The organism is Paenibacillus dendritiformis, from assembly GCF_945605565.1.
GTDB classification, from domain to species: Bacteria; Bacillota; Bacilli; order Paenibacillales; family Paenibacillaceae; genus Paenibacillus_B; species Paenibacillus_B dendritiformis_A.
In genome coordinates, this window is record NZ_OX216966.1 from 1,255,245 (window position 1) to 1,277,255 (window position 22,011).

The 22,011-nt window shown below is 55.3% G+C and carries 15 protein-coding genes; 12 read left to right on the forward strand and 3 right to left on the reverse strand.

Features of this window, described 5'->3' with window-relative positions; all coding sequences use genetic code 11:
• Nucleotides 1-53: 53 nt before the first annotated feature.
• Nucleotides 54-1,076, reverse strand: a complete 1,023-nt coding sequence (locus NNL35_RS05550; protein WP_006678623.1) for an alpha/beta hydrolase — start codon at nt 1,074-1,076, stop codon at nt 54-56.
• A gap of 370 nt (nt 1,077-1,446) precedes the next feature.
• Here NNL35_RS05550 and NNL35_RS05555 point away from each other — a divergent pair, with 370 nt between their 5' ends.
• Both NNL35_RS05555 and NNL35_RS05560 read left to right on the forward strand, forming a co-directional pair.
• Nucleotides 1,447-2,196 (forward strand): IclR family transcriptional regulator, encoded by a 750-nt coding sequence (locus NNL35_RS05555; protein WP_006678621.1) that lies wholly within the window; start codon nt 1,447-1,449, stop codon nt 2,194-2,196.
• Between the two features lie 597 nt (nt 2,197-2,793).
• On the forward strand, nt 2,794-2,961 hold the full coding sequence (locus tag NNL35_RS05560) for a hypothetical protein (RefSeq protein ID WP_254553009.1): 168 nt from the start codon (nt 2,794-2,796) through the stop codon (nt 2,959-2,961).
• 420 nt (nt 2,962-3,381) lie between these two features.
• Here the strand turns inward: NNL35_RS05560 and NNL35_RS05565 are convergent, their stop codons facing one another.
• On the reverse strand, nt 3,382-5,712 hold the full coding sequence (locus NNL35_RS05565; RefSeq protein WP_238535458.1) for a helix-turn-helix domain-containing protein: 2,331 nt from the start codon (nt 5,710-5,712) through the stop codon (nt 3,382-3,384).
• Here NNL35_RS05565 and NNL35_RS05570 point away from each other — a divergent pair.
• From NNL35_RS05570 to NNL35_RS05595, 6 genes are all read left to right on the forward strand, one after another.
• Nucleotides 5,701-5,973 carry a hypothetical protein gene (locus NNL35_RS05570; protein ID WP_006679520.1) on the forward strand — a complete coding sequence of 91 codons (273 nt, stop codon included), beginning with the start codon at nt 5,701-5,703 and terminating at the stop codon, nt 5,971-5,973. The genes NNL35_RS05565 and NNL35_RS05570 overlap by 12 nt on opposite strands.
• A gap of 104 nt (nt 5,974-6,077) precedes the next feature.
• Nucleotides 6,078-7,058, forward strand: a complete 981-nt coding sequence (locus tag NNL35_RS05575) for an ABC transporter permease (RefSeq protein WP_006679521.1) — start codon at nt 6,078-6,080, stop codon at nt 7,056-7,058.
• Nucleotides 7,059-7,105: 47 nt separating this feature from the next.
• Nucleotides 7,106-7,987, forward strand: a complete 882-nt coding sequence (locus NNL35_RS05580; RefSeq protein ID WP_006679522.1) for a carbohydrate ABC transporter permease — start codon at nt 7,106-7,108, stop codon at nt 7,985-7,987.
• A 57-nt stretch (nt 7,988-8,044) separates the two neighbouring features.
• Nucleotides 8,045-9,574 carry an extracellular solute-binding protein gene (locus NNL35_RS05585; protein WP_254553011.1) on the forward strand — a complete coding sequence of 510 codons (1,530 nt, stop codon included), beginning with the start codon at nt 8,045-8,047 and terminating at the stop codon, nt 9,572-9,574.
• 69 nt (nt 9,575-9,643) lie between these two features.
• Nucleotides 9,644-10,930 carry a Gfo/Idh/MocA family protein gene (locus NNL35_RS05590; RefSeq protein WP_006679524.1) on the forward strand — a complete coding sequence of 429 codons (1,287 nt, stop codon included), beginning with the start codon at nt 9,644-9,646 and terminating at the stop codon, nt 10,928-10,930.
• Nucleotides 10,931-11,465: 535 nt separating this feature from the next.
• Entirely contained in the window at nt 11,466-12,698 is a 1,233-nt protein-coding gene (locus NNL35_RS05595) for an IS110 family RNA-guided transposase (protein WP_254552890.1), read from the forward strand.
• A 123-nt stretch (nt 12,699-12,821) separates the two neighbouring features.
• On the opposite strand, the gene NNL35_RS05600 is transcribed toward NNL35_RS05595, so the two are convergent.
• Nucleotides 12,822-12,977 carry a hypothetical protein gene (locus tag NNL35_RS05600; RefSeq protein WP_254553013.1) on the reverse strand — a complete coding sequence of 52 codons (156 nt, stop codon included), beginning with the start codon at nt 12,975-12,977 and terminating at the stop codon, nt 12,822-12,824.
• Between the two features lie 64 nt (nt 12,978-13,041).
• Here NNL35_RS05600 and NNL35_RS05605 point away from each other — a divergent pair, with 64 nt between their 5' ends.
• The 4 genes from NNL35_RS05605 to NNL35_RS05620 all read left to right on the forward strand — a co-directional run bounded on the left by NNL35_RS05605 (nt 13,042) and on the right by NNL35_RS05620 (nt 21,961).
• Nucleotides 13,042-13,440 carry a hypothetical protein gene (locus NNL35_RS05605; RefSeq protein ID WP_254553015.1) on the forward strand — a complete coding sequence of 133 codons (399 nt, stop codon included), beginning with the start codon at nt 13,042-13,044 and terminating at the stop codon, nt 13,438-13,440.
• Nucleotides 13,361-13,915: an RNA 2'-phosphotransferase gene (locus NNL35_RS05610; RefSeq protein WP_006678505.1), complete on the forward strand. Its 555-nt coding sequence runs from the start codon at nt 13,361-13,363 to the stop codon at nt 13,913-13,915. The genes NNL35_RS05605 and NNL35_RS05610 overlap by 80 nt, the downstream gene beginning before the upstream one ends.
• A 524-nt stretch (nt 13,916-14,439) precedes the next feature.
• Nucleotides 14,440-20,523, forward strand: coding sequence for a 5'-nucleotidase C-terminal domain-containing protein (locus NNL35_RS05615; RefSeq protein ID WP_006678506.1), 6,084 nt, complete (start codon nt 14,440-14,442; stop codon nt 20,521-20,523).
• Nucleotides 20,524-20,839: 316 nt separating this feature from the next.
• Nucleotides 20,840-21,961 (forward strand): response regulator, encoded by a 1,122-nt coding sequence (locus NNL35_RS05620; RefSeq protein WP_006678507.1) that lies wholly within the window; start codon nt 20,840-20,842, stop codon nt 21,959-21,961.
• Nucleotides 21,962-22,011: the final 50 nt, after the last annotated feature.

Genomic DNA, 22,011 nt, shown 5'->3' on the forward strand with positions numbered 1-22,011 from the left:
TATGCTTCTCCCGCTGCGCCGGCGAAGCGCAAAAAACCCGCAAGCCATAAGGCTTACGGGTGGGCGATCATCGATGCGGCATCGGCGCGGTAGGCTGTGCTCAGAAATGCGGCGGCCTTGCCGAGGTAGTCTTTGCGGTGCGTGCGGTAGATGAGCTCATGCTGCACATTGGGCACGATCCAGGATTCCGACAGCTTGTTGCTCTGACGGGCCGCAATCTGCTCGGCGATCTCGTACGGCGCCTTCGTATCCGCGGTCCCGTGAATGATAAGCGTCGGCATCTCGTAGCTGGTTGCCTTCACTTCGTTGTACGGGATCTGCGCCAGGCTGGTGCCGTTCAGCGCCGGGAAGAAGAAGCGCAGCAGATCGAGTGACGGATGCTTCGGCAGCGGCACGTACTGCTTCAGGTTGTGGTACAGCGTATCCGGCTCCAGCAGGAAGGTGCTGTCCAGAATCATCGCGTCGATGTCCTCGGTCATGAGCGCGGCCTGGAGGGCAGTGCCGGCTCCCATCGAGAAGCCCCAGACGACGATATGGGAGGCTCCCCGTTCCTTGGCCAGGTTCACGGCGCCGAGCAGCTGCTCCTTCTCCAGCTTGCCTCCGGTGGCGGTTGTCTTGTGCTGCTCCGAGGCGAAGCCGTAATCGAACATGATGACGTTATAGTCAAGCCGGTGGGCGAACTGGGCCAGATCGTACATCGGCACCCAATATTCTTCGCGGTTGGCGCCATAGCCGTGGCTGAAAATGATGGTGCGCGACGACGCGGAGTCCGAAGGAATATACCAGCCGTCGACGAGCGTATGGCCGTCGGCCGCCGGAAAGGTCACCGTCTCGTAAGGCATTCCCTTGGCCTCCATCGGATTGGAGAAGAGCGGAGGCACCTGCGGGTTCGCGAACATCCAGGCGATAAAGCCGTGCAGAGCGAGGAAGATGACCGATGCGGCGAACACTGTCGACAAGGACAGGGCGATCACGATATGCTTCAGGCGGATGCGGCGTGCGGCCGCAGGGGCCAGACCCGAGGGCCCGATCCATTCCGGTTGAAGCGCGGGTGATGTGACGACAGGTGTGCTCATGGGCATGACCTCCTTCTGGATGTGCGGGAAAGGGAGAAAAGCTCGCAAAGCGAGGTATCGACATAAAATGACATTAACTAGATCGAAAGTCTTGGTTTTTGGTAAATAAAAGCTTTCTGTTGAAAGCGTTTCATTTGCTCTGAAATGTACTACTATCGTATGCCGCGAGCCGCATAACGTCAATAAAAGTGCATGATTTGTAAGGTGTTTGTAATCGTCCCGTAACATTGCAATCCCGGTGTAAAAAATGTCGAAATCCGGGTCATTGGTCGGGGTGACGATCGGCGGTCCGTCCCTTTACGGCATCGGAAAAGGGGGTTATACTAGATGTAACGTAGTTTCACTCAATGGAACGAAAGAGGGAGATGGCGTGGAGGAACGAGGAAAATTAACCGTCCGTGCCGTGGAACGGGCGCTCGATATTTTGATGTGCTTCACGGAGCAGTATGAGATGAGCTTGACCGAGTTGGCCGCTCGGGTCAACTTGAATAAGAGCACCGTGCACCGGCTGCTGACGACGCTGGAGGATCGCGGCTTCGTGCTGCGCAACGGCGACAAGTACCGCCTTGGCTACCGGGTATGGGAGCTGTCCGCGAACCTGACGCAGGTCGGCGACGCCGCCCAGCTGCTGCTTCCCGAGATGGAGGCGCTGCGCGACCGGCTGGGCGAGACGGTGAGCCTGTATGTGCGCGACGGCTCGGACCGGATTCGCATTCAGGCGGTGCAGAGCAACCAGGCGATCCGGCGGGTGGCCCCGGTCGGGGCGCGGCTCCCGCTGTTCGTCGGCGCGTCGAGCAAGGTGCTGCTTGCCTTCGCCGATCCGGCCGAGCGCGAAGCGGCGCTTCGGGATGCCTTTTGGCCGCCGAGTGTCGACAGCGAGGCATGTATGAACCAGCTGGAAGAGGTGCGCCGTCAAGGGTACGCGGTAAGCATCGAGGAGCGCGAGCCGGGAGCGGCCGCTGTATCGGTGCCGATATTCGACCGCGGCGGCAAGCTGGCAGCGGCGCTGTCGGTCTCCGGCCCGGTCAGCCGGATGTCGCTCCAGACGCTGGAGGCGTATGCGCCGCAGTTGACAGAGGCCGCCCGCCGGATGGCGACGATGCTGCGCTCGATCGGATAACCTGCCAAATGATATCAACAAATGGCGATGTTCCGTTAATTGCTTCCTATGCCGTAGTGTGCGGCGGGCTGCACAAGCACACGGGGATGCCTCACAGGCACTGCAAAATGATGGAGATGACGAGTTAACAGAGAGTGTGGATGCGGGAAAAACGGCGGCGCTTGCAAACCGGTGGAAGAGGGATGAAGCAGTGAAATGCTGCGCGGATGCATCAATTTCTCTTCTTTAAGCCGCTATTTGATGAAATTCCTGCAAAAGTGAGGCTGTTGGAAAACCCTGTTTTTTGCGAAGGGGTGGAGATGGTCCATTTTCCTCATCAAAACTTTGACTCTCAGAGCGTTTTAAGTCGATTTATTCTACCGGGAGACGAGATCCATCACAGGCGAAAAGTCCCATAGACTACTCAATGGCCTGATTTTACGGGATCCAAGCGACCGCGTCGGATCCCGGGGGCATCATCGCCTTCAGGAAGCATCATCGCCTTCAGGAAGCATCATCGCCTTCAGGAAGCATTATCGGCCTGCTGGAAGCATCGTTGCCTCCTGGGGGTTGGACGTGCGGAGGAAATTGCTGCTATTTTACAGGAATTTCGGCTTAATGAGTCCACATCCCAAGGAATTGCTGCAAATCTACATCATTTTAGGCCCTTTTGCTTCAAGCCGAAGCGAAACGGGGGAAATTCCTGTAATTTTGCAGGATTCCCTTTCTGGAAACGTCGTCCATATCGAATTGCTGTATTTATGCAGGATTTCGCTTACCGAATAGGCGTGTCTGGAGAAATCGTGGAGTTTTGCGGATTTCGCCTGCCGGATGGGCGTGTCTAGGGAAATGGTGCAGTTTTCAGGCCGTAGAAATATCCATTTTCCTACTCAAAACTTCTTTCTCAACAGCCTGAAAAGTACATGATTTCCATCGATTTTTGCCTTTTATCGATTGGATAATCAGAAATTGATGCCGTTTTGCAGGATTCCTTGTGACGGAGTACACGTCATAAAGGAAAAGTGTATTTTTACAGTTTTTCGGCGAGTGGAGCTTTAAGAATCAGGGGGGCTGTCTCATTGTAGTAAAAACTACTTATGGGACAGCCTCGTTTTTGTCCATGAATTCGAGGTCAGGGACTGGCCGGATCTCCGCACCGGGAACTGCGAGTGAAGGGAACAGCCTCTTCTCCGCGCGGGGATGACCTTATCCGGCATGCCGCTGCCGGTATTGGCCGGGTGTCATGCCTTCCAGCTTCTTGAACATCCGGTTGAAGTAAGAGGGCTGGTAGCCGACCGATTCCGCGATCTCGTTGATTTTCATATCGGTCGACAGGAGCAGCTCCTTGCATTTGTTCATCTTGAGCGACGTCAAGTAATCGACGTAGTTGGAGCCGGTCATCTGCTTGAAGGCCTTGCTGAGCTGGGATGCGCTCACGCCGGCCTCGGCGGCGACGGTGTCGAGCGACAGGTCGCTCATATAATCGTGGCCGATGCGCTCCAGCATCTCCTCGACCAGCCGCTTCATATTCGCGCTGTAGCTCTTGTTCAGCGAGGCGATGTACGGCTTGATGATGCGGGCATGGAACCAGGCCAGGCAGGCGCGCGTGTCGCGCAGCCCGTTCAGCTCCTCCTGCAGGCCTGCCGCATCGAACACCGCATACGGGTTGTGCCCGGCCTGGAGCATCGCGCGGTGGATGTTGCCGACGAGCCGCATCAAGGCCTGGTGGATCAGCCATTCGGCCGCCCCGCCTGCATGAAGAGCGGTGACGAACTGCTCCACCGCTTGCACGGCTTCCTCTTCCAAGCCCATATTGAGGGCGTGAATGATGTCCTGCTCCAGCTCCAGCGGGAATTCGACGCTGCCCGCCGTCTGGGACAGGACATGCTCCGCATCCAGCAGCTGGCTGCCGGAATCGAAGGTGCGATGGCGCAGGGCGCGCCGCGCCTGCTCGAGCGCATACGGCACGTCGAGCCAGGACGAAGTCGGCCCGCTGATGACGATCGTCGCCTCCAGACGGAGCACATCGCGCAGGGCGCGCAGACATTGATCGCAGAGCTGCTCGATCCGGCGCCGGGATTCGTCCGGTTCCGTCCCCGGCAGGATAAGCACGGCGCCGAAGGAGCCGTCGAGGAAGTTGATCAGGTGGACGTAATCGGCCGCCTGCTCGGACAGCTCCTGCACGATGTTGATGGCCGCATAGGCCATCAGATGCTCGTCCCGGTCGGAGAACGGCTCCCGGCCAACCCCCAACTTATGCGGCTGAACAACGACGGCCGCGAAGCGTTTCCCCTCGATATTCACTTGCAGCAGCTTCAGCTTCTCGCGAATCTCCCGCTCGCTCAGGTGCGAAGCCTGACCGGTCACGAACTGGTTGATGAATGCTTCGCGCACGGAAGGAATGGATTGATCGAGGCGGCTCTGCAGCGTCTCATTCGCGAACCGGTACTGCTTCCATTCCTTCTCGATATAGTCCAGCTCATTATGGACCGCCGACTCCGGCGTCCGCCAGCCGCCGAGCATCGTGACGACCCGGCGAATCGGCCGGTACATCCGGCGCGAAGCGAACCAGCTGAGCGCAAGCGCGGCCAGCAGGGCGAAGGCCCACAGGACGAGCACGACATGGGTATACGGCCGGGTAGGGGCCGTAATGACCGACAGCGGGGTTCCCGCGATATAGGTCCACGTTCCGCCCATTTTCTCGAAGGAGACGGTATTGACGAGCAGCGAGTCCCCGCCTTCGATTGGCATCTGCCATGTTCGCGGCGGAGGGAGCCGTCCGGGTTCGGCCGGGGCAGGCTCTTCCTGCAGATGCTCTCGAATGAGCGGTAGCGCGTCCGGATGGTCCGACGTCGTCGCGGAATGGCCAATCACATGCCCCTCCGCGTCCAGCACATACGACAGGTTGTCCGTATTGGCGAAGATATGCAGCTTCGACGGATTGATGTAGATGACGATCGCGCCGAACGATGTCGATCCGTTGAACGGGAGCTTGAGGACGATCGCGTGCGGCGCGCCGCCCTTGGCGAACGGGCGCACGAGATCATGCACCCAGTAGATGCCCTTCTCTTCCTGCAGCAGCCGGCCCCAGCGCCCGGCATCTTGCGGATCCTCCAGCGTGCGGAGGCCGAGAGCAGGCTGCAGCACTTTGTTCTGCTTTTGCACGTACAGGTACACCTGGTCGATCAGCGGATCGGCATTTTCAATCAAGGTGAGCGTATCAAGCAGCTGGAGCGTCTCCTCGAATTGATGCCCGAAGTCCATGTCGGACACGGACGGCTTGAAATGCGGCTTCACGACCATGTTCAGCGCATATTGGACAAGCTGGGAGAATTGCTCGTCAATCTGCTTCGCCGCATCCTGGAGCGCGTCCTCGTTCTTCTGCTGGAACTGGTTCACCATATGCTGGTTCCCGATATATAAATAAGCCGCGCTGATGACCGTCAGCGGAAGACAGGTCAACAGCACAGCCATTGCGATGGTCTTCCAATAAAACACGCCTTTCGAAGACAACAGGCTTATCCATTGTCGCCTCAACGGTTATCCTCCCATCATGCAGCGGATTCGGATCGCGGAAGTCCGGATGCCGTTGTCTTCATCATACTGAATGACATGCAGGTTGAAAAGGCTTCCAATCAAAATTGTCCCGTTGGAAAAGGGGAGAAAAAGCGCCGGAGAGGGCTGGAAAAAAAGTGCAACATCCGGAAATCCGATCGGGCGGAAACGGCGCTGCAGCGGCGTTCCGTCCAGGCAGGACGCGGCTTCTCGACCTTGTGCGGCATAGCGGTAAAGGGGTGAAGCCAGTCTGGAAAAAAAGTCAAATTGCATGGAATGATGATAGCGTTTACATTAGCACTACCAAGCCATAAAGCTTCGATTCGAATAGAAAGCGAGGGTGACCGATGAGCTCACAGCCAACGAATATCGCCGCCGAGCGAACAGCAGGTCCAGCGCCCCGTGTTCGCGCTCGTGCCAGCAAGCGTAAGCTATGGTCCGATCTGAAGCGCGACAAGTATTTATATTTGTTAGCCCTGCCGGGACTGCTGTTTTTTCTCATTTTCAAGTACATTCCGATTACGAATCTGGTCATTGCCTTCCAGGATTACTCTCCGTACTTCGGCGTCACGGGCAGTCCCTGGGTCGGGTTCGAGCATTTCAGCCGTTTTTTCGCCAATGAAGATTTCTATATGCTGCTGCGGAATACGCTGGCGATCAGCTTCCTGAATCTCCTCTTCTTTTTTCCGGCGCCGATCATCCTGTCTCTCATGCTGAACGAGGTGCGGAACTCGGTGTTGAAGCGCACGGTGCAGTCGCTTATTTATATTCCGCATTTTCTGTCATGGGTGCTTATTTACGGCTTGACGTTCCTCATGTTCTCCCAATCGGAGGGGCTGGTGAACAAGCTGCTCGTAGCGATGGACAAGGAGACGGTCGACATTTTGTCTAACCCGAATTATTTCTGGGGCTTGCTGACGGCGCAATCGATATGGAAGGAGGTCGGCTGGGGCACGATTATCTTCCTGGCGGCGATCGCCGGCATCGATCCGCAGCTGTATGAAGCGGCCGTCATGGACGGAGCGGGGCGGATGCGCCGCATCTGGCATATTACGCTGCCGGGCATGCGCAATGTCATCATGATTCTGTTCATTCTCCGCCTCGGCACGATTATGGATACCGGCTTCGAGCAGATTTATCTGATGATGAACTCGGCAGTAACCCATGTGGCGGATGTATTCGATACCTATGTGTACCGCATCGGAATCAAGCAGGGCGAATTCAGCTACAGCACGGCCATCGGGCTGTTCAAGTCGGTCGTCGGCGTCATTCTCGTCGTGACGGCGAACAAGGTAGCGAAGCGGTTCGGTCAAGACAGCTTGTACTAACTTGTTGTATAACCTCGATTAGAAAAGCAGGAAAGGGGTCGAATGCCATGAGAGAACAGTGGCGGGATCGGTTGTTCCAGGCGAGCAACGTGACGGTGCTAATTCTGTTCAGTATCGCCACCGTGTTCCCCATTTACTATACGATTGTGCTGTCGTTCACGGATCCGACGGAATATTACATGCGGCCGTTAATTCTGTTCCCGCAGCAATGGACGCTGGACGCCTATAAATATTTGCTGTCCAACGGGCTGTTCATGAGCTCGCTCGGAATCAGCGCCTTCCTGGCGACCGTGGGCACGGCGTTCAGCCTTATCGTATCGGGAGGACTCGCTTATGCGCTGTCCCGCAAGCGGCTGCGCTTCCGCAAAGCCATTATGATGATGATTCTGATTACGTTCCTGTTCCAACCGGGGCTGGTGCCGCTGTATCTGGTCGTCCGCAATCTCGGCCTGATCGACAGCGTCTGGTCACTGATTTTGCCGAGCTTGACGAGCGCCTGGTACGTGCTGCTGATGAAGGGGTTCTTCGACAGTATCCCGGACAGCCTGGAGGAAGCCGGCCGCATCGACGGCTGCAACGAGATCGGGGTGTTCTGGCGCATTATGCTTCCGCTGTCCCTGCCGGCGCTGGTCGCCTTCGGCCTTTTCTTCGCGGTAGGCTACTGGAATACGTACTTCAATGCGCTTATGTTCATCAACGACCAGAGCAAATGGCCGCTGCAGGTGCTCCTGCAAAATATGCTGGTCGATCCGACGGCGATGGGCGGCGGCACGGGTGGCGGCATGGACTTCCATGTGAACCGCCAGATGCCGACCGAGACGCTCAAAATGGCCGCGGTCGTCATTGCGACGCTGCCGATTATGATGGTGTATCCATTCTTGCAGAAGCATTTCGCCAAGGGTGCGATGGTTGGCTCTGTCAAAGAATGACGCGATAAGGATGCACACAAAAAGAAGCATGTTCACGTAAAAAAAGGAGGGTCCACGATGATTCACAAGCAACCACGCAAGCTGGCTTCCGCGTTGAAAACATCGATGCTCATTCTGCTCGCCTGCTCGCTGCTGCTGACGGCATGCGGCGGCGGAGGCAAGAGCGCTTCGTCCGGAGGAGACGGTCCGACGAAGATCTCGATTCAGACGTTGAACTATGCGACAGACATGGTCAACAGCAGCAGTCCGATCTGGAAAGAGCTTGAGAAGCGCACCAATACGGAGCTGGACATCACCTGGCTGACACCGACGACGATCGAGGACAAGGTCAATGTCATGCTCGCTTCCGGCGATATGCCGGATGTCGTCTTCGTGGAGACGCTCAACAACGCGCAGCTCCAAAAAATGATCAAACAGGGCGTCTTCTGGGATTTGACGCCATTCATCAAGGATTATCCGAACTTGACGGACGGGGTCAAGGCGTCGATGTGGGACGAGACGAAGGTCGATGGCAAAAATTACGTCATTCCGCGCTATTACCCCAGCTTTGGCGGCGGCGCCTTCGCGATGCTCCGCAAAGACTGGCTCGATGCGCTGAACCTGGAGGTGCCGACGTCGCTCGACTCCCTGTTCGACGTGCTGAAGGCGTTCAAGGAGAAGGATCCGAACGGCAACGGGCAGGCGGATGAGATTCCGTATGCGGCCTCTCCGAGCTCGATGGCCTTCGTCTACAATATTTACAACGAGACGCAGGGCAACTGGAAGCTGAAGGACGGCAAGCTCGTGCCGATTATTACGGAAGACGCCTCCCGCGACGCGCTGCTGTGGATTAAGAAAGCATATGATGCGGGTTTGTTCCCGAAGGATTTCGCCATCTTGAAATTTTCGCAAATACTGGATACGTTCCGCAGCAGCAAGGTTGGTGGCACAGGCTTGTCCATGAACCATGTCTGGGTAACCGGCAAGCTGATCCGCGACATCGACCCGAAGGCGGATCTGTATCCGCTGCCCTACTTGGAGAATCCGAACGGCTATAAATATACGCCATCCGGCGCCGCGTACTACGGAGTGTATTTGATTCCGAAGAAGGTGCCGGAAGATAAAGTGAAGAAAATTCTCGAGCTGTTCGATTACGGCAACAGTCCGGAAGGGAATATTTTGACCTACTATGGTCTGAAAGATATCCATTACAAGGAAGAGAACGGGAAAATCGTGCCTACGGAGCAGGCGAAGAAAGATTTGACGGGAGACGGCAACATGTCGAGCCTCTTCCATCTGATTAGCGACGATATGGCCATTGGTGCCGTCGGCATGCCGGATGAGCTGTACGAACGCAACGTCGAGATCGTGAACGAGCGGAAGAAGCATGTCGTACCGGAACCGGAGCGGGGCCTCTACTCGGAAGCGTATAATCGCTACTTTCCGGAGATAAAGAAAAAAGTTGACGATATGCGTACAAAAGTAATTATTGGCAAAGAGACGATTGAGGAGTATGATAAATTTATCGAAACAATCAAAAAAGATAAAGATTTAGTCAAAGTTATTGACGAAATGAATCAGGATTACCAAGCCGCCCAAGCAAAATAAGCAGAGTATGCCGGGGGAACGCCGCTTCGTGCTGGCGTTTCTCTGCGTCGTCCAAAGGAGAGATGTCATATGAATCCGATTACAGCAATTGTCATTGGCGCAGGCGACCGGGGGGCGCGCGCTTATTCGCCGTACGCCCTGGATAATCCGCACGAGCTGCAGCTTGTCGGCGTGGCCGATCCGAATGCGGAGCGGCGGCAAGCCTTCGCCGAGCAGTTCGGCCTCAGCGACGAACAGCAGTTCGAGACATGGGAAGCGATCCTGGAAGGGGGCCGGCGTGCCGATGTAGCTATTATCTGCACGATGGACCGCATGCATTATGAGCCGACGCTGCGGGCGCTGGAGCTTGGCTATCATGTATTGCTGGAGAAGCCGATGTCGCCGGAGCCGCGGGAATGCGTCGAGATGGAGCTGGCGGCGAAGAAGCATAACCGGCTGCTGACGATATGCCATGTGCTGCGCTATACGTCGTTCTGGTCGGCGATGAAGCGGGAGATCGATCGCGGCGCGATCGGGGATATCGTGTCTATTCAATTGAACGAGAATGTGGGCAATATGCATATGTCCCACAGCTTCGTCAGAGGCAACTGGCGCAACAGCGACGAATCGAGCCCGATGATTTTGCAGAAGTCGTGCCATGACATGGATATTTTGGCGTATCTGATGAATGAGCCCTGCGTGCGGGTCAGCTCGTTCGGATCGCTGATGCATTTCCATGCAGGGCATAAGCCGGAAGGGGCGCCGGCCCGCTGCATCGAGGGCTGTCCGGCGGAGCAGACCTGCCAATACCATGCGCCGCGCTATTATCTCGGCGAGGGCATCGACTGGGCGCGCAAGATTACGGATGACTACACGAAGGAAGGCATCCTGAAGGCGCTGCGGGAAGGTCCGTACGGACGCTGCGTCTATCAGACGGACAACAACGTCGTCGACCATCAGGTCGTCAACCTCGAATTCGCGAGCGGAGCGACCGCGATGTTCAGCATGTGCGGCTTCACGCACGACAATACGCGCATCGTGCAGGTGATGGGCACGAAGGGAGACATCCGCGGCAATATGGAGGATGACTCGTTCACCATCACCGACTTCGTGACGAAGGAGAAGCGGAGCGTGCAGCTCGCTCCGTCCATCACGGGCCACGGCGGCGGCGATTCGGGCATCGTGCGCTCGTTCCTGAAGGAAGTGCGCGGCTTCAGCTCCGGCACGGAGAGCCTGTCCTCGGCATCGGTATCCGTACGCAGCCATCTGATGGCCTTCGCGGCCGAGCAGTCCCGCCTCCAGGGCGGCCAGGTCATCGACCTGCAAGCGATGTACGACGAACTGGCGGGCGCGGTCCCGGCAGGGAAGGCGGAATAGCATAGCAAGGCGATTAGGCGATCACCCCTGGAGTTGGTGCGGGGTGATCGTTTTTGTTTTTCCTCGGTTGCACCATCGACGCCGGCCGCAATCCTGCAAAAATCAGGCTGTTGAGAAAGTCCAAAGGATTTTTGGGCACTTCATCAGGACCTGTCTCTCAGTAGAAAAATTTTATCTGATCGAAGTGCCTGAAAACTGCACAATGAAGTCTCTATCCGATAGGCGAAATCCTCAAAACTGCACGGTTTCGCAAGACACGTTGATTCAGTAGGCAAAATCCTGCACAAACCCCCATGACGTCTACGACGTCACCCCCCAGAATGAAAATAGGTAGATGTAAACTTTTAAAGTTACTGTAGATGGTAATCATGAGACTAACAAATCCAAGGACGACTGTATTATTGGGGTACGACCCTGTTGCACAAACCGTCCAATTGCGATCGCGAGAACCGCCCAATGCACACCCAAGTGCGTGTATAAAATTTCCTTATTCAGGTCGCATGATTTGTTAGTACACATGAAAGCAGGTGCAAGCATGGATGCCGTACGCGAATGCTGTTGCGGATTAGATGTCCATCAAAAAACAGTAGTTGCCTGTATCCTTTACGGGGATTTAGAATCCAAGCCCAAGAAAGTCATCGAAAGCTTTGGAACAACAACTACCGAACTACTCCGACTTCAAGATTGGCTTAACGCACATGAGTGTAAAGAAGTAGCCATGGAGAGCACAGGTGTGCTGTGGAAACCGGTATGGAATATTTTAGAGTCTAGCTGCTATTTAGTGTTGGCAAACGCTAAACAAATCAAGAATACACCAGGGCGTAAGACAGACAAGAAAGATGCGGAGTGGATTGCACAACTTCATCGTTGTGGTCTCATTCAACCAAGCGTGGTGTTGCCGCAGCATTTGCGGGATTTACGAGATCTAACGAGGTATCGTCTGAGAATCGTGGTGACCATTGCTTCTGAGAAGAATCGTATCCATAAAATTCTTCAAGACGGAAACATCAAGCTTACGAGTTTTATGAGCGATTTGTTCGGCGTATCCGGGCGTCTGCTTCTGGAAAAGCTCATGGACGGAGAAGTGCTCGTAGAAGATGACGTACGCGAACTTGTCAAAACCAAGCTAAAAACAAAAGTGCCTCAGTTAGTTGAAGCTCTGAATGGTCAGCTACGGCGACATCATCGTGTTATGATGCGTGCACACTGGAAGCACCTGCTGTTCGAGGAAGCAGAACTGCAAGAAATTGAATCATTAATCGACGAACAGCTTGAGCCTTATCGAAAAGAGATTGAGTGTTTAGACAGCATTCCCGGAATTGACAAGTCTTGCGCTTCCGCTATATTTGCAGAAATGGGGCCGGATATCGCCACGCGTTTTCCCACGGTCGAGCAATTCACCTCATGGGCAGGGGTGTCTCCAGGTAATAATGAGAGCGCGGGGCGCAAGAAAAGCCGGAAATGCCTGCAAGGGAACAAGTATCTGAAACGTAGCATAACGCAAGCGGCATGGGCAAATTACAGGTCAAGGAATCGAATAGGTGAGCACTTTAGACGGATACGGAAACGACGAGGCGAAAAAACAGCAAGCGTAGCAACCGGACATCTCTTAATTAAGATCATTTATGCCATGATGAAAGAAGGAACGCCATACAAAGAAATAGACATGCAGGTACGCATGTCTAAACAAAGAACAGCTAATTTTTACGTAAAGAAACTCCAAGAGCTGGGCTTTGCACTTCAACTAACTGAAAACGAAACAAGCTAAATTTTGAAAATGTTGTGATCATTTTCGGGGGGTGAGTCTTTTTTTGCTTTCTTAGAGTAATAATGGCCCGAAAAAGTTCTATTCATACATTTTGAAAGGGCTGTCGTGCTTACTTCAACGTTTTTATTTTCGTATAAAATACAGCAATTCGGTAGGGACGACTTCACCAGAAAGGAAATCCTGTAAAACTGCAGCAATTTCACCCGTTTCTCTTCGACTTAGCTCAAAAGGGCCTAAAATGATGTAGCTGTGCAGCAATTCCTCGAAATGTGGACTCATTGAGCCGAAAATCCTGTAAAATAGCAGCAATTCCCTCCACACGTTAAAACCCCAGGAGATTAGGATGTCTCCAGAAGGCGATGACGCTCTGAATGCCAAGTTTCGATTAGGTACTCACCCCTCCGAAAAAAAGGGGTTTTCCAACGACCTGATATTTGCAGGATTCCCTTTTTTGCATATCGGTGTCTATCAAAAAGCTGCATTTCTGCATCATTTGGAAGGTGTCGGAATAGAAAAATTGTATCCCCCTGAGCCAAGAGCAGGAGAGGAGGGCGAGCATATGCTACACATCGGCTTCCCAGGAGGGCCAATGACCGATGAATCGATTGCCAAGGCAGCGTCGTATAGGAATAGTAGAGTTCATGTTATGGAGGCGCTATTTGATGACGAGACGGGATATAGATGTGTTCAAATTAAGCAAGGAAATATCGTATGCGCTGAGGCATGCGCCTTGGGAGTATGAATTAGAATTGGATGAGGAAGGCTGGGTAAGCCTGGAGCAGCTGCTGCAGACGCTTCGCCTGGACCAACGATGGGAGTCTGTCAATGAGCAGGATATCCACAATATGATGGAGGCGGCGGACAAACAACGGTTTGAGGTTGCGGAGGGGAAGATTAGAGCGTTATACGGTCATTCCGTGCCCCGCAAAATCGTCAAGCAGGCGGAGACTCCTCCCCCGGTGGTGTATCATGGAACGGCGAGACGCTTTGCAGCGCAAATCTTGAAGGAAGGACTCCGGCCGATGGGGAGACAATATGTCCATTTATCCGCTGATAAAGAGACAGCCATGCTGGTCGGGAAACGAAGAGACGCTGCCCCGGTGTTGTTGAAGGTGGATGCCGAGACGGCCCGGAACGAAGGGATTATGTTTTATCCGGGCAATCATACGATATGGCTGGCGGACTTTATTCCTCCCAAGTATATATCCATAGAATGAGCCGAAGGATGGGATGATCAGGATGCATGGGTGAACTTTGTTCTCTCTGGGTAGACGGATTGCGATCTTGTCCACGTATAAGTGGACAAGAGGGGGATATGGCTATTGAACAGAGATGAGTCTACATATCGTGCATCAATCCATCCCATAGTCCCATATATAGGGTTTGAACGGTTGGGGAGCATCTATCTCTTCCGCAGAAAAGTGTCCACTATTTGAAAGACATTTCTTCGTATTTTCCACAACGAGAGGACGTATGATGGGGCTGCAGCAACGTTGACGAGATAAGCCGCTGCCTTCGGAATAAGCGAGAGAAAATTAGAATAGCATCGCGTTATTTACCTTGATTGATTGCCTGTCTTTCAAGGTTTCTTTTTGTGGAATGATAAGGAGGGATTGGTAAGGCAATTCCGGCATGAATAAACCGGGTTTCTTCATATATTCTTTACAGTCCTCTAACACCAAGGTTATACAGACAAGCTACGATTTGTAATGATAACCCATATTGGGAAGGGAGCGACAAAATGGTACATCGGATCTGGACAAAGTCAATCCGTGTCATTGTGGCGGCCGTATTGCTGCTGTCTTCGATCGCGCCAGCGGGATGGACCGCAGGAACGGCAGCCGCTGCAGCGAAGGCGGTGCTTACCGTCGCCGATGCGATCGCGAAGAACAATGACGGCAAGTCCTACACGGTGGAAGGGTATGTTGTCGGCTTTGCTATCAGCAGCACCACATTTACGCGGGATAGCGCGAAATTCAACTCCGATACGAATCTGGTCATCGCAGACAGCGCTGAGGAGACGGCAGAGGACAGAACGCTGTTCGTCCAAATCGCGTCTCCGTTCAGACAAGAGTTCGGCTTGCAATCGAATCTAGGCCTGATCGGTTCCCGAATTCGAGTCACCGGAACGCTGGAAGAGTATTTCAAGCCTCATCGCGGCGTCAAATCAACCACCTTCATGGAAAAGGTCACCGTCACGCCTCCGGATCAAGCGGCATCCGTAACCGCCATTCCGCCTTCCGGAGCGGTGCAGGCGGGGACGCGGGTGAGTCTCTCGTCGCCAACCGTGACCGCCTCCGTCTACTACAATCTGAACGGCAACTCCGATAAGTCCGAATTCATTCCATATACGCAGCCGATCGAGATTACTGGCCCGACGACCATCAAGGCCTATGCCAAGCAGGATGGGCTGAAGGACAGCGATATCGCCGAATTCATCTATTCGGTTGTAACGTCCTCCAGCATTGCAGAGGCAAGAGGGGGGAATGCAGGCGATACCGCCCTGGTGCAAGGCATCGTGACCTACAGGGAAGACACGGGAAGCGGCTTCTCCAATCTGTATATTCAGGACGATACGGCGGGCATTGTCGTCCGCGGCCAGAATATTACGGCGGAGCAAGGGGATAAGATCGAGGTGCAGGGCAGGCTTGAGCTGTACAACGGTCTCCTGCAGTTGAATAAGGAGCCGGGAGGCAGTCTCCGAATGGTGGAGCCGGGCTTGCCTCTGCCGGCGGCAAAGCCGATCACCTCGGCGGATTTTGCCCAGGAGGCCGGGAAGCAGTACGAAGGCCAGTTGGTGGAAGTCGCCGCGGCTGCGATCGACCGCAGCAGCGGCTCTACCTACTATGCCACTGACCAGCTTGGCGCAGGCATTGTCATTTACGCCAAAAACGTTCCCGCAGCGCTTGCGGTCAGCCGCACCTACGAGAGGATTGCCGGCGTCTTGTCCTATCATAGCTCGTACGGGTACCAGCTGATTCCGCGAGCATATGCGGATGTGGTGGAGACCGAGCTGTCCGTAACGGCCAGCCTGCCATCCGGGAATGTCGCGAAGGGCAGCGAGATTGCGCTCAGCACGCCGGCTTCCGGCGGCGTCATCTACTATACGCTGGACGGAACGGAGCCGACGCAGGCCAGCGCCCGCTACGCAGCGCCGATCGCGATCCAGGAGGATACGACGATCAAGGCCATCGTTGTGAAGGATGGAGCTATCAGTGCGGTCTATACGTTCACGTACAAGGTGCTGAAGGATACCGGCCATCTCCTGATCCACGATATTCAGGGCGAAGGCCATCGCTCTCCGTACGCGGATCAAGCCGTGACGGGCGTGGAAGGCATCGTGACGTTCAAGCGGGATAAGAGCAACTTCTACATTCAGGAAAGCAATCCGGACCGGTACAGCAAGGATGGCCGGGCCTCGGACGCCATTCTCGTCTATCACAAGGACAGCCCGGCGAAGGTCGGGGACCAAGTAAAGGTAGCCGGCGTAGTCAAGGAATATAAGGAAAAGACGTATTCCAGCAATCCGGTCGATCTGACGACGACGGAAATCGCGGCATCGAGCGTGGATATTATTTCGCATGATCAGGATCTGCCTCCTCCTGTTGTGCTGGGGAAGGATCGAATGATTCCGCCATCGATCATTACGGACGGCTATCAATTGACGGATGCTTATTACGATCCGGAACGCAATGCGCTTGATCTGTACGAGAGCCTGGAAGGGATGCGCGTCATGATCGAGAACCCGGACATTATCGGCCCTTATAAATATGAAATTCCGGTCAGCGTGCGGCAGGAGGGCAGCCATCCCGTCGTGTCTCCGGCGGGCGGCCTCGTGCTGACCGAGGGTAGCCTCAATCCGCAGCGCGTGCTGGTATCCCTTGACTATATGACGCCGAAGCCGAATCCGGTCGTCAAGACGGGCGATCGATTTACAGAGCCGCTTATCGGCGTCATCGCCTACTCCTTCAGCAATTATAAGCTGCTGCCGGAACGGCTGCCGGAGGTGGAGAGCGGCAAGGGAAAGCCTGCGGTGACGAGTATCGTGGCGGACAGCGAGAAATTGACAATCGCTTCCTTCAATGTCGAAAATTATTGGAACGATCCGAGCACGAAGGGCAAAGAGAAAACCCGCAAAATCGGAGACGTTATTGTGCGCAACCTGAAGTCCCCGGATATAATCGGATTGATGGAAGTACAGGACAATAACGGGGACACGGATAATGGCGTTGTCGATGCAAGCCGCAACTATGACGCGATTATCGGGGCGATTCAAGCGGCCGGCGGGCCGGTCTATCACTATACGGATATCGACCCGGAGGACAAAATGGACGGGGGCGCGCCGGGAGGCAATATTCGCGTCGGGTTCCTGTATAATCCGGAGCGGGTGACGCTGGCCAACAGCCAACAGAATGCGAAGGGCGACGCGAAGACCGCCGTTCGTTACGGTCCGGACGGGTTAACGTACAATCCGGGACGGATTGAGCCGGCGAACGAAGCGTTCGACAGCTCGCGCAAGCCGTTGGCCGCCGAGTTCCTGTTCCGGGGCGAGCGGGTGCTGGTCATCGCCAACCACTTCAACTCGAAGGGCGGCGATCATGCGCCGTATGGAGGCATTCAGCCGCCGCAGCGCTCGAGCGAAGTGCAGCGGGCGAAGCAAGCCGCGCTCGTTCACAGCTTCGTGAGCGAAGTGCTGACCCACAATCCGCAGACGAACGTCGTGCTGATCGGGGATTTGAATGATTTCCAATTCTCCGACACATTGCGGGTTGTCGCGGGGAATGAATTGTTCAATCTGGTAGACGGACTGCCGGAAGCCAGGCGCTACTCTTATATTTATGAAGGCAACTCGCAGACGCTGGATCATATTTTGGCCGATAACAAGCTGGCCAAGCGGGCAGAGCTGGACATCGTGCATATCAATGCCGATTTCATGGAAGCGCATGGACGGGTGAGCGATCATGATCCGCTGCTCGCTCAGCTTCAGTTCGGCAAGCCGGATGACGAAGAATTCCAGTTGAGGCTGCTTCATACAAATGATACGCATGCGCATCTGGACAGTGTGCCGCGCCGTATTACGGCCATTAAGGAAGCGCGTGGGGGCGCGGATCATTCCCTTCTTCTCGATGCGGGCGATGTCTTTTCCGGCACGCTGTATTTCAACAAGTATGAAGGTCTGGCGGATCTGGACTTCATGAACCTGGTCGGCTACGATGCGATGACCTTCGGCAATCATGAATTCGATGCCGGGCCGGCGAAGTTGGCGAACTTCATCAAGCAGGCGAAATTCCCATTCGTCAGCTCCAATATCGATTTCGACAAGGAGCCGGAGCTGCAGGGCATGTTCCAGCATGAGATAGGCCATCCGGGAGCGGAAGCGAGCATTTACCCGGCGATTATCCTCGATGTCGATGGCGAGAAGGTCGGTGTATTCGGCTTGACGACGGAGGATACGGCATTTCTGGCTTCTCCGGGCGAGCATATCGCCTTCCGCAATTACGCGGAGAGCGCCCGGGCAACGGTGGCCATGCTGCGCGAAGAAGGAATCGACAAAATTATTGCGCTGACCCATCTCGGTTATGAAGTCGACCGGGCGCTGGCGGAGAGCGTGGAAGGCATCGATATCATCATTGGCGGCCATTCGCATACGAAATTAACGGAGCCGGCCGTCATCGAGCGGGCAGACGGCGAACGGACCTTGATCGTCCAGACCGGCGAATACGGCCGGTACCTCGGCGAGCTGGATGTCACCTTCGACCGCAACGGGGCATTGACGGACTGGAGCGGCAAGCTGACCGATATCGATGCGAAGGATGCCTCGGGCCAATATGTCTTTGCCGACGATGCGGAGGCCGCGGCGAAGCTGGCCGAGTACGCCGGGCCGCTGGAGGAATTCAAGAAGCAGGTCATCGGCAAGACGAAGGTATTCCTGGACGGCGAACGCGGCAGCGTGCGCAAGCAGGAGACGAATCTGGGCAATCTGATTGCCGACAGCATGCGCGCGAAGGTGCAGCGTCTGCTGAACGAGACCGGCGTTAAAGGGTATGTAACGATACAAAATGGCGGCGGCATTCGGGCCTCGATCCAGGCGGGCGATATTACGCTGGGCGATCTGCTGACGGTCATGCCGTTCGGCAACAATCTGTCCGCCGTGAAGATGACGGGCGAGGAAATTATCGCTGCCCTGGAGAACGGCGTCAGCGGCGTGGAGACGGGGCAGGGACGCTTCCCGCAGGTGTCGGGCATGCGCTTCTATTACGACTCCACGAAGAAGGGCGAGACGGTCGACGCCGTGACCGGCGAGGTGACGCAGAAGGGCGAGCGGATCGTCAAAGTGCAGGTGAAGAATGACGACGGCACCTATGCCGATATCGATCCGCAAGGCTATTACATCGTGGCGACGAACTCGTTCATGGCGGACGGGGGCGACTTCTACCGCTCGATGAAGCAGGCGAAGAACGACGGCCGCTTCTATGAGCTGAACATTGTCGATTATGAAGTGTTCATCGAGCATCTAGATCGCATCGGCATCATCAACGCCGGGGTGGAAGGGCGGATTACCGATCTGAAGGGCGGCAAGCTGCCGGAAGAGCCCGGCCCGAATCCGAATCCGAATCCGGGCCCGGGGACAGGTTCAGGCTCCGGATCAAGCTCCAGCTCGGATTCACCCTCGAATCCAAGTCCAACGCCAAGTCCGAAGCCTGCCGAAGATAAGCCGGGAACCGTAACGGCGACACCGGAAAAGCTGGCCGCTATCGGAGGCGGCGCCATTGTCTTCGAGATGCCGGCCGGGACTGGCGAAGTGAAGTTCCCGTCCAATACGTACGGGCTGCTGCTTCAGAACAAGCTGGAAGTGAAGTCGGAGCATATCTCGATCGAGATCCCTGCCGAATTGATGAAGCAGCTAATCAACAAATGGACGGACAACGAGAAGCAAGGCTCCGTCATCTCCTTGAAGCTGGCGCCGCTCGCGAAGGAAGCGGCGAACGAGAGAATCGCCAAGGCCGAGAGGGCATCCGGCATGAAGGTGAGGCTATCCGGCGATATGTACGAACTTGGCCTGATGATCACGCTCGCGAACGGAACGACGGAGAAGCTGACCTCCTTCGATCAGCCCGTTGTGCTTCGGCTCACCGCTGATTCGGGCTTCAAGCCGAGACGGGCAGGGATATATGCTGTCTCCGGCAGCGGAACGGCCACGCAGGCAGAGGGAGACTATGATCGTGTCGAGATGGCTGCACTTATTCGCGAGTTCGGCACCTATGCGATCCTGGAAATGACGAAGCCGTTCGCCGATCTGCCTTCCGGCCATTGGGCCTACGGCGTCATTCAAGAGCTTGCGCTGAAGCGGATCATAAGCGGCACCAGCGCTACGAAGTTCGAGCCGGCCCGGGCCATTACGCGGGCGGAGTTCACCGCGCTGCTGGCGCAGGCGCTGAAGCTGAGAGGGACGGGCGGCAAGGCATTTGCCGACGTCGACGCGGATGCATGGTACGCTGCGCCGGTCGCGGCGGCGCATGAGGCGGGGATCGTCAGCGGCAAGAGCGCGAACCGCTTCGACCCCGCGGGCGCAGTTACCCGGGAAGAGATGGCGGTCATGCTGGTCAAAGCTTATGAAGTGAAGACAGGCAAGAAGCTTGCCGTCAACGCGAAGCGGACATTCAGCGATGCGGACCGGATTTCTCTCTGGGCTGTCGAGCATGTGAACGCCGCGGCCGGGGTTGGCTTGATGAAGGGGCGGGCGACAGGGCGGTTCGTTCCGGGAGCAGAGGCGAATCGGGCGGAAGCTGCGCAAGCCATTTACAATTTGCTAATCGATAACTAAGCCGGAATAACAAAACAGGGCGGGCAGAGTGATATCTGCTGCGCCCTGTTTTGTTGTTGACCGGATGGCAGGCCAATGGAATCATTATTGTCGTACTGAGGAACAATTTAACAATCATTGTCGTATAATCTAGTAAAGGAGATACCCTGCATCGTATATAATAGAAACAACCGAAGCACATGCCCAAGTGAATTAGGGCACATTCCTTCGGGTAAAAATGTTGTCAGGGCGTATCATAGTTAGATATCGATATCTTTCATGAGCCTGGCTGCCGAACGAAGGGGTATCAACTATATAACCTGCGGAGGGAAGGCCGATGAGAGCCATATTGATCGATGATGAGTATTTGGCGCTTGCTTATTTGAATGACCTGTTGGCCGAGACAGGGAAAATTGTAATAGAAGGAACCTATCAGGATCCGAAGCGGGCCCTGAAGGAAGTGGAAGACATTGCGCCGGATGTCGTGTTTTTGGATATCGACATGCCGGAAATGACGGGGATTGAGCTGGCGGAGCGGATTCAGTCTTCGCTCCCGGCGACCCAGATCGTGTTCATTACAGCCTATGATCATTACGCCGTCAAGGCGTTCGAACTCAATGCCATCGACTATTTGCTGAAGCCGGTAGAAGTCGAACGGTTGACGGCGACGCTGGAGCGGCTGGCGGAGCGGGCGGCCATAACGGTGCAGGCCAAGAAGCAGGCGTCCATCCGCATGATTCGCTGCTTCCAGAACCTGCATATCGAGTTCGAGAATCCGTCGCAGAAGCCGATCCGGTGGCGAACATCCAAAGCCCAGGAACTATTCGCCTATTTGCTGCATCATCGGGGAAGGCAGGTTCGCAAAGAAATTCTTCTCGAGCTGCTATGGCCGGACATGAATGCCAAGAAAGGGTATGCCCAGCTGTATACGGCCATTTATCAAGTGCGCAAAACGTTGGAGCCTTACCTCGAGCAGTTGAAGATCATCAACTGCGAGGACAGTTATATGCTTGTCCTTCAAGACGCGGTTATCGACTGCGTGCAATGGGAGCAGGAGACCGAAGCGCTGCCCCCTGTCGGACAGGATACGATTCTGGCCTATCGGGAGCTGCTGCAGCAGTACAGCGGCGATTATTTGGCCGATTACAGTTACTTGTGGGCAGAGGGAGAACGTCAGCGCCTTCGTTCCCTGTGGCTCCATCTCGTGAACGAGGTTGCCGACTATTACGTGGCGGACAACGATTTCCCGGCTGCGCTCGAGGTCTATCACCGACAGGTCAATGTCTACCCTCGAATTGAGTCCGGCTACTATATGCTGATGCGGTTATATGCGGAGCTGGGGGACCGGAATGCGGTGGAAGCCACCTATGCCAAGCTGTGCGACATGACGCAGAACGAGTTCGGGATTCCGCCGCAGGCGGCCTATCAATCGTGGTATGAGAGATGGAGCGGCAACTAGAAGAGATGATTTAGAATGTACATAATCTAACAGGTAAGGCCGGATCGGCC

Coding starts and splice junctions, on each gene's coding strand:
- NNL35_RS05550 (WP_006678623.1), bottom strand. CDS start 1,076: ATGAGCACACCTGTCGTCACATCACCCGCGCTTCAACCGGAATGGATC.
- NNL35_RS05560 (WP_254553009.1), top strand. CDS start 2,794: ATGAGTCCACATCCCAAGGAATTGCTGCAAATCTACATCATTTTAGGC.
- NNL35_RS05575 (WP_006679521.1), top strand. CDS start 6,078: ATGAGCTCACAGCCAACGAATATCGCCGCCGAGCGAACAGCAGGTCCA.
- NNL35_RS05580 (WP_006679522.1), top strand. CDS start 7,106: ATGAGAGAACAGTGGCGGGATCGGTTGTTCCAGGCGAGCAACGTGACG.
- NNL35_RS05585 (WP_254553011.1), top strand. CDS start 8,045: ATGATTCACAAGCAACCACGCAAGCTGGCTTCCGCGTTGAAAACATCG.
- NNL35_RS05590 (WP_006679524.1), top strand. CDS start 9,644: ATGAATCCGATTACAGCAATTGTCATTGGCGCAGGCGACCGGGGGGCG.
- NNL35_RS05595 (WP_254552890.1), top strand. CDS start 11,466: ATGGATGCCGTACGCGAATGCTGTTGCGGATTAGATGTCCATCAAAAA.
- NNL35_RS05600 (WP_254553013.1), bottom strand. CDS start 12,977: ATGAGTCCACATTTCGAGGAATTGCTGCACAGCTACATCATTTTAGGC.
- NNL35_RS05605 (WP_254553015.1), top strand. CDS start 13,042: ATGTCTCCAGAAGGCGATGACGCTCTGAATGCCAAGTTTCGATTAGGT.
- NNL35_RS05610 (WP_006678505.1), top strand. CDS start 13,361: ATGACGAGACGGGATATAGATGTGTTCAAATTAAGCAAGGAAATATCG.
- NNL35_RS05615 (WP_006678506.1), top strand. CDS start 14,440: ATGGTACATCGGATCTGGACAAAGTCAATCCGTGTCATTGTGGCGGCC.
- NNL35_RS05620 (WP_006678507.1), top strand. CDS start 20,840: ATGAGAGCCATATTGATCGATGATGAGTATTTGGCGCTTGCTTATTTG.